This is a genomic window from Alkalicoccus saliphilus (assembly GCF_003044065.1).
GTDB lineage: Bacteria > Bacillota > Bacilli > Bacillales > Salisediminibacteriaceae > Alkalicoccus > Alkalicoccus saliphilus.
Window position 1 is genome coordinate 1 of sequence record NZ_PZJJ01000062.1, and the last position, 7,870, is coordinate 7,870.

Here is a 7,870-nt window from a genome sequence, read left to right on the forward strand (position 1 = left end):
CCCAAATGATCCTAAGACCATTATCTAGAAATATCTCGAGGTGTCCAAGAGGAAAGTATCCTTGAGAAGAAAGCAAGAGAAATTGATAAGTTCCAAAGGGACTTAAACATACTATACGAGGAGGGTTATATATGAGAAAAGCAGTTATTGTCAGTGCGGCACGTACGCCGGTGGGAAGCTTCGGCGGGGCACTCGCCGCAAAATCAGCCGTCGAGCTCGGTGCAATCGCAGCAGAGGAAGCAATCAAACGGGCCGGTATTAAAGCGGACCAAATTGAAGACGTTTACATTGGTAATATTTTATCAGCTGGAGCAGGTCAGAACGTGGCCCGGCAGGTAGCAGTCCACGCCGGGATACCAGCTACAACTCCTGCAACAGCGATCAACAAGCTGTGCGGCTCCGGCCTTAGAACCGTCAGCATGGCAGCCCAGTTTATCGCACTCGGAGACGCGGACGTTATTCTCGCCGGCGGAACGGAAAGCATGAGCAATGCGCCGTACGTCATGCCGAACGTCCGCTGGGGACAGCGTATGGGAGACGGAAAACTCGTCGACACGATGCTTAAAGACGGCCTCATGGATGCTTTCAGCCCGATCCACATGGGTAATACCGCAGAAAACATCGCGAAGCGCTGGAATATCAGCCGGGAGGACCAGGATAAATTTGCGCTTCAGAGCCAGCAGCGTGCAGCAGATGCGCAGACATCCGGACGTTTTGAAGACGAGATCGTACCGGTGGAAATTCCTCAGCGTAAAAAAGATCCGATCGTCGTAAAAGACGATGAATTCATCAAACACGGCATGACAGCGGACAAGCTCGCAAAACTCAAGCCGGCGTTCCAGAAAGAAGACGGGACAGTAACCGCCGGGAACGCTTCCGGCATTAATGACGGGGCAGCCATGCTCGTCATTATGGCCGAAGAAAAAGCAAAAGAACTTGGACTGACACCGCTCGCCGAAATAGCGGCCTACGGAAACGCAGCTCTGGAGCCGGACATCATGGGCTACGGCCCGGTACCGGCTACTAAGCAGGCGCTCGAACGCGCAGGATGGCAGACGTCCGACCTGGAACTGATCGAAGCAAACGAAGCGTTTGCTGCCCAGTCCCTTTCTGTCACGAGAGATCTGGAGCTCGATCCGGAAAAGGTCAATGTGAACGGAGGCGCGATTGCGATCGGTCATCCGATCGGAGCTTCCGGAGCCCGGGTTTTAACGACGCTTCTTTATGAAATGAAACGCCGGGACGCCAAAAAAGGGCTCGCCACTCTCTGTATCGGCGGAGGTCAGGGCACAGCCCTGCTCGTCCAGCGCCCATAATCATCATTAACCACCGCTCCGGGCGCATCAGCAGCCGGGAGCGGTAATTTTTTGACGTTTCCTGTACGACGAAACAGAAAGGAGGACGCAGATGTTTGAAGCAGTTCCGGCAAAAGCGGCGATGCACAAGCCGAGAACCGTATTAACGACCGGCGAAAGCATTCAGGAAGCCGCAGCGAAAATGTATCACCTTCACGAAGAAGCTTCCCCCGTAGTGAACGAAACCAAAGAAGCTGTCGGCTATGTTTCCACGGATTCTCTTATGACAGCGATGATGAAAGGTCTCCCTCCCGATACAAAAGTGTCAGACGTCATGGAGCCGTTCCCGGAAATGTTAACCGAAGAAGAAATTCCTTCGCTGCGATGGGAATGGAGTCCGCCGTGCCTTCCGGTAAGCGGAAAAGACGGGGAGCTGAAAGGCGTATTAAAAGCCGGCGAATGGCTTAAAGCGGTTCAGAAAGCACAGCAGGAAAAAGATCAGCTGCTTCGGGCGCTTTCTGTCTACGATAAAGAAAAAGTACTTATAGCAGCAGAGGACGGGACAATCAAGCTGACAACGAGTCCGGAATCCTTTCAGCCGCCCCCGGGGAAACTGGAGAACCTCCCCTTCTACCAGGAAATAACCGGACTCCTTCACAGCGGAAGTTCCGACGCTCCGGTCGTGAAGCTGCATGACGCCCCGCACCGGCTGCGGGTCCACCCGCTCACTATCGGAAAGAAAATCTACTACGCCGTCCGTCTGAAGCAGCAGGAAGCTCCTGTGGAGGAAGAAGGATGGAAAGAAAAAGCCGAGCAGATGGAAATGGTGATCGAGCTTTCCCACGACGGAATCATTATGGTCGACAAAAAAGGCTTTATTACGATGGTGAACAAAGAGTACGCCGATTTCATCGGACGGCCTCCGGAAGAGCTCACCGGCCGGCACGTGACGGAAGTGATCGAAAATACGCGCATGCACATTGTGGCAGAAACCGGCGTGGCAGAAATTGCCGACATTCAGCGCATCCACGGAGACTACATGGTCGCCAACCGGATGCCTCTGTACCGGGACGGGGAACTTGTCGGAGCCGTCGGAAAAGTGCTTTTTAAAAACCTCGGAGGGTTTAAGGCACTGAAGCGGAGGATCGAAAATCTCGAAAAAGAACTTGCCACCTACCGGGGGGAGTGGCAGGAAACGAACCAGGCGAAATACCAGTTTGAGCAGCTGATCGGAAAAAGCACAGAATGGGAGAAAACAAAGCAGCTGGCAAGGCAGGCGGCAGAAACAGACTCCAACGTTCTGCTGCAGGGGGAAAGCGGAACAGGCAAGGAGCTGTTTGCCCACGCGATTCATCAGGCAAGCGCCCGGGCACCGGGACCGTTTGTGAAAGTAAACTGTGCGGCCATCCCGGGGGATCTGATCGAATCCGAACTGTTCGGCTACACGGAAGGATCTTTTACCGGAGCCAAACGCGGCGGCAAAAAAGGAAAGTTCGAAGCAGCGGAAGGCGGCACCATTTTTCTTGATGAAATTGGGGAGCTTCCGGTGCATATGCAGGTCAAACTGCTCCGTGTACTTCAGGAGCGGGAAGTAGAACGGGTCGGCTCCACGGCATCCAAACCGGTGGATATACGTGTTATTGCAGCAACCAACCGCAACCTGGAAAAAATGATTGAAGACGGGGATTTCCGGCTTGACCTGTATTACCGGCTGAACGTATTTATGGTTCATATTCCTGCGTTAAGGACCCGGCCGGACGATATCAACGTGCTGCTGCCCTACTTTTTGAAGAAAGTGGCCGACAGACTCGGAAAACCGGTGCCTGCGATCACCTCCGAGGCGGAGAGCTGCCTTTTGCAGTACGCATGGCCAGGTAATACGAGAGAGCTGGAAAACGTCATTGAACGTGCAGTGAATGTCCTGAAGCCCGGAGAAGCAGTGGACGGAAGTCACTTTCCTCCAAAATTAAAAAGCCGGCAGCGGACCGAAAAACCACCGGCCCTTCAGGAAGCAGTCCAGCGTGCAGAAAAAGAAACCATTGAACAGGCGCTCGTCTACACAAACGGCAACAAGTCGAAAGCTGCGGAAATACTTGGTGTCAGCCGGACCGCACTGTACGAAAAAATAACCAAATATAAATAAAAAAATCAGGAGATATTTCTCCTGTTTTTTTTATGGAATGAATAACTGTACGGAAAATAGAACACACGAAGTGCCAGACGTCAAAAATGTAATTAAATACGGACACTTTGTTAATTAAAGGAAAAGAACTGTCCTGCTTTTCTTACATAAATGAAAACGTTTCATGTAAGCGCTTGCTTAAACGGGGCGCTGCACCGCGTTTCCGTCAGAAAAAAGTTGGCATGAGGTTTGCATTTAAAAAGGGCAGGATCAAAAAATGGGAGGGAACGAATGATGAGTAAATTAATGACGGCACAGGAAGCAGTAAAAAAAATAAAAAATAATTCCATGGTCGCAACCGGAGGATTCGTCGGATGCGGGCACCCGGAAGAACTGACAAAAGCAATTGAAGCCCGGTACATGGAGGAACAGGAACCGAAAAACCTTTCCATTATGTACGCGGCCGGTCAGGGGGACGGAAAGGACAAAGGGCTCAACCATCTCGGTCATGAAGGACTTGTCGGACGGGTCATCGGCGGCCACTGGGGTCTTGCCCCGAAGCTTTCCAAGCTGGCGATCGACGATAAAATTGAAGCCTATAATCTGCCTCAGGGGATTATCACCCACCTTTTCCGGGACATTGCAGCAGGGAAGCCGGGAACGATTTCCCACGTCGGTCTGCGGACGTTTGTCGATCCGCGGAAAGACGGCGGAAAAATTAATAACGTAACAAAAAAAGAAATCGTGGAACTGACAGAAATCGGCGGCAGGGAATATTTATTTTATAAAACCTTCCCAGTGGATGTGGCCGTTATTCGTGCCACCTATGCAGATGAAATGGGAAATGCCACGATGGATAAAGAAGCTGGAAGCCTTGAAGTACTTGCTATGGCCCAGGCGGCGAAAAACAGCGGCGGCATCGTCATTCTGCAGGTGGAAAAAGTAGTGGAGCGCGGAACGCTCGATCCACGTATGGTAAAAGTACCGGGGATTCTCGTCGATGCCGTCGTCGAGTCCGAAGAAGAAAATCACATGCAGACGTTCGCAGAAAGCTATAATCCGGCTTATTCCGGTGAAATCCGCATGTCCTTGGACAAACTGGAGCCGCTCGCACTGAACGAACGGAAAATCATTGCCCGCCGCTCCGCGATGGAACTCATTCCAAATGCAATAACAAACCTCGGCATCGGGGTGCCGGAAGGAGTAGCCGCTGTGGCCAGTGAGGAAGGTGTTCTCAGCGAAATGCGCCTCACAGTCGAATCCGGGCCGATCGGCGGCCTGCCGGCAGGAGGATTAAGTTTCGGGGCTGCAGCCAACCCGGATGCAATTATCGACCAGCCGTATCAGTTTGATTTTTATGACGGCGGCGGTCTGGACCTTGCCTTTTTAGGTCTTGCCCAGCTCGATCAGGAAGGAAACGTCAACGTCAGCAAGTTCGGCTCCAAAGTAACCGGTGCCGGAGGATTTATCAATATTTCGCAGAACGCCAAAAAAGTCGTTTTCTGCGGATCCTTTACAGCCGGCGGCCTGAAAGTAGCTGTCAAAGACGGAGAACTTCAAATTGAACAGGAAGGACGGTTCAAAAAATTCGTCCCTCACGTGGAACAGACAACCTTCAGCGGAACGTATGCCGCAGAATTAGGCCGACCGATTATGTACATCACCGAGCGCGCTGTCTTTGAGCTCGGACCGGAAGGACTTGTTCTGACAGAAATTGCCCCGGGAATGGATCTGGAAAAGGATATTTTAGCCCATATGGAATTCGAACCCGTAATTTCCAGCGATTTAAAGCAGATGGATACCCGTATTTTTCAAAATGAAAAAATGGGACTCAACAAAGAAATTGAAAAAACAACGGTAAAATAATCGGAAGGAGGGGTTCTTCATGCTTGGTATTTTTCTAGGGTTAGTTATCATAATGGGGCTGGCCTACCGCGGCTGGTCCATCATCTGGGTGGCGCCGATTGCTGCCGGGGTCGTCGCCCTCACCGGCGGACTCGATCTGCTTGATGCCTACACCGGCACCTACATGGAAGGTTTCGTCGGTTTTGCGAGGGACTGGTTTCCGGTCTTTATGCTTGGAGCAATATTTGGTAAGTTAATGGAAGACACCGGCATGGCCAAATCAGTCGCTCAGGCTCTGACAAGTGTTATCGGAACAAAAAGAGCGATTCTTGGTGTAATTGTTTCCGCCGCTGTGCTTACATACGGCGGGGTCAGCCTGTTCGTTGTTGTTTTTGCCGTTTATCCGCTGGCTCTCACGATGTTCCGGGATGCCAATATTCCGCGGCGGCTCATTCCGCCGACGGTCGCACTCGGCGCGTTTACTTTTACAATGACAGCCATTCCCGGTACGCCGCAGATTCAGAACCTGATCCCCCGCGGATACTATCAGACAGACGCAATGGCAGCACCGATTATGGGTATTTCTGCAGCCATCGTCATGGCCGTCGGAGGCTATTTTTATCTCCGCTGGAGAGAAAATAAGCTCCGCCAGGCAGGAGAAGTGTACACGGAACCGAAAGATAAGAAAGAGGTGGGGGCAGAAACCGGAGATGAAATCCCGAATTTCCTCCTCTCCCTTGTGCCGCTCGTACTTGTTGTTTTCACGTTGAATGTCCTTGGGTGGGACATCGTTGTATCACTTCTTACCGGTATTGCATCTATTATGCTGTTTAATATCAAGAAGTTTCATAATTTCACCCAGGCTATCAACGGCGGTGCAAGCGGATCCGTTATAGCGATCGTCAACACCAGTGCCGCTGTCGGTTTTGGTGCAGTTGTCCAGGCGGTGCCGGGATTCGACCGCTTAACCCAGCTTGTGTTGAGCGTACCGGGGAATCCGCTTATCTCCCAGGCCGTCGCGATCAACGTACTGGCCGGGGCGACAGGGTCTGCTTCGGGCGGTATGACGATAGCACTCGAAGCACTCGGTTCCCGCTACTACGAAATCGCTCTGGAAACCGGCATTTCACCGGAAGCGTTCCACCGTGTCGCCTCGATTGCATCGGGCGGGCTCGACGTGCTTCCGCATAACGGTGCCGTGCTGACGCTGCTTGCTATTACCGGTATGACACACCGCGACTCCTACAAAGACATCTTTGTTGTCGGAGCGCTCATCCCCGTTCTTTCTGCCGGGGTCGCAATTCTCGTTTACGCTGTTGGCCTGCTTTAAAAGCGTGCCTGTAGAAGAACACCAACTTAATTAGAGGAGAGATGTAGCATGAGACTTGAAGGAAAAAATGCCATCATTACAGGAGGCGGACGCGGCATCGGAAAACAGACGGCCCTCACGTTCGCAAAAGAAGGAGCCCGTGTAACGGTCGCCGATATTAACGAAGAGGATATTAACGACATCGTTAAAGAAATAAAGGACAGCGGCGGAGAAGCACTTGCCCGCACGGTCGACGTAACGGACCGCACTTCCGTGAACGGCCTGATCGACGCAGCGAAAGATCAGTTCGGACGGGTCGATATCGTCGTCAATAACGCCGGTATCACAGCGGATGCCCAGCTCCTGAAAATGGAGGAAGACCAGTGGGACCGGGTAATTGATGTAAACCTGAAAGGCGTATTCAACGTGTCCCAGGCAGCCGCCAAAGTGATGAAAGAGCAGGAAGCGGGCGTAATTTTAAACGCCTCCTCCGTTGTAGGTACGTACGGCAACTTCGGTCAGACGAATTATGCAGCAACAAAGTGGGGAGTCAACGGCATGACGAAAACGTGGGCGAAAGAGCTCGGGCGTTTTAACATCCGTGTCAACGCCGTAGCGCCCGGCTTTGTGTATACACCGATGACCGAAAAAATGCCGGAAAAAGTACTGAACATGATGAAAGAAAAATCCGTCCTGAAAGAAATGGCAGGGGTGGAGGATATCGCGAACGCCTACTTGTTCCTCGCTTCCAAAGAAGCCCGCTTCATCACCGGAGAAATTCTTGCCGTCGACGGCGGAGTCGTCATCTAAAGATATTCCATAAGGAAAGCCGGCCTCCGTGCCGGCTTTTTTTTATTCAAGCACCCATAGATGATCCCCAGTCCCGGAGAGTGGTAGAATTCCGAGGAAAGTTGGTAGAAAAACGGAACAGATTGGTAGAATTAACGGCAGTTGGTAGAAATCCAGCGGGAGTTGGAAGAATTCCAGGGGACGGTTGGAACTATTTCTAAGAAAGTTGGAAGAATTCCGTCGCACGTTGGTAGAATTACCACGCATGTTGCCGCGACCGACCCGCTCTTCTATAGCAGAAACGGTATTCTTCTGCAGAAGTTACTCAAATGGACGACGCAGTCCTGATTAGTGGTAGAATTCCGAGGAAAGTTGGTAGAAAATGTGGTTCTGTCAATAAAGTAGACAAAAGTCTATCAACTTTTTTCCCTCGCTCCGCCTGTTTTTCCTACTCCTGCAGGCCTTCGTGCCATCAGCCGGCCTGCGCCCTGATAGAAGGGGCTATCTCTC

The 7,870-nt window shown here is 51.8% G+C and carries 5 protein-coding genes; all 5 read left to right on the forward strand.

What is annotated here, in order from left to right; genetic code table 11:
- Positions 1-131 precede the first annotated feature (131 nt).
- Positions 132-1,316, forward strand: coding sequence for an acetyl-CoA C-acetyltransferase (locus C6Y45_RS17025; protein WP_107586424.1), 1,185 nt, complete (start codon positions 132-134; stop codon positions 1,314-1,316).
- Positions 1,317-1,407: 91 nt separating this feature from the next.
- Positions 1,408-3,438, forward strand: coding sequence for a sigma 54-interacting transcriptional regulator (locus tag C6Y45_RS17030; protein WP_107586425.1), 2,031 nt, complete (start codon positions 1,408-1,410; stop codon positions 3,436-3,438).
- A 273-nt stretch (positions 3,439-3,711) separates the two neighbouring features.
- Positions 3,712-5,283, forward strand: a complete 1,572-nt coding sequence (locus tag C6Y45_RS17035) for an acyl CoA:acetate/3-ketoacid CoA transferase (RefSeq protein WP_107586428.1) — start codon at positions 3,712-3,714, stop codon at positions 5,281-5,283.
- 19 nt (positions 5,284-5,302) lie between these two features.
- A complete protein-coding gene (locus C6Y45_RS17040) occupies positions 5,303-6,592 on the forward strand; it encodes a GntP family permease (protein ID WP_107586426.1) in 1,290 nt (429 codons plus the stop codon).
- Positions 6,593-6,640: 48 nt separating this feature from the next.
- The gene (gene fabG, locus C6Y45_RS17045; protein ID WP_107586427.1) at positions 6,641-7,381 is read left to right on the forward strand and encodes a 3-oxoacyl-ACP reductase FabG; all 741 of its coding nucleotides are present in this window, start codon (positions 6,641-6,643) and stop codon (positions 7,379-7,381) included.
- The last annotated feature ends 489 nt before the right edge of the window (positions 7,382-7,870 follow it).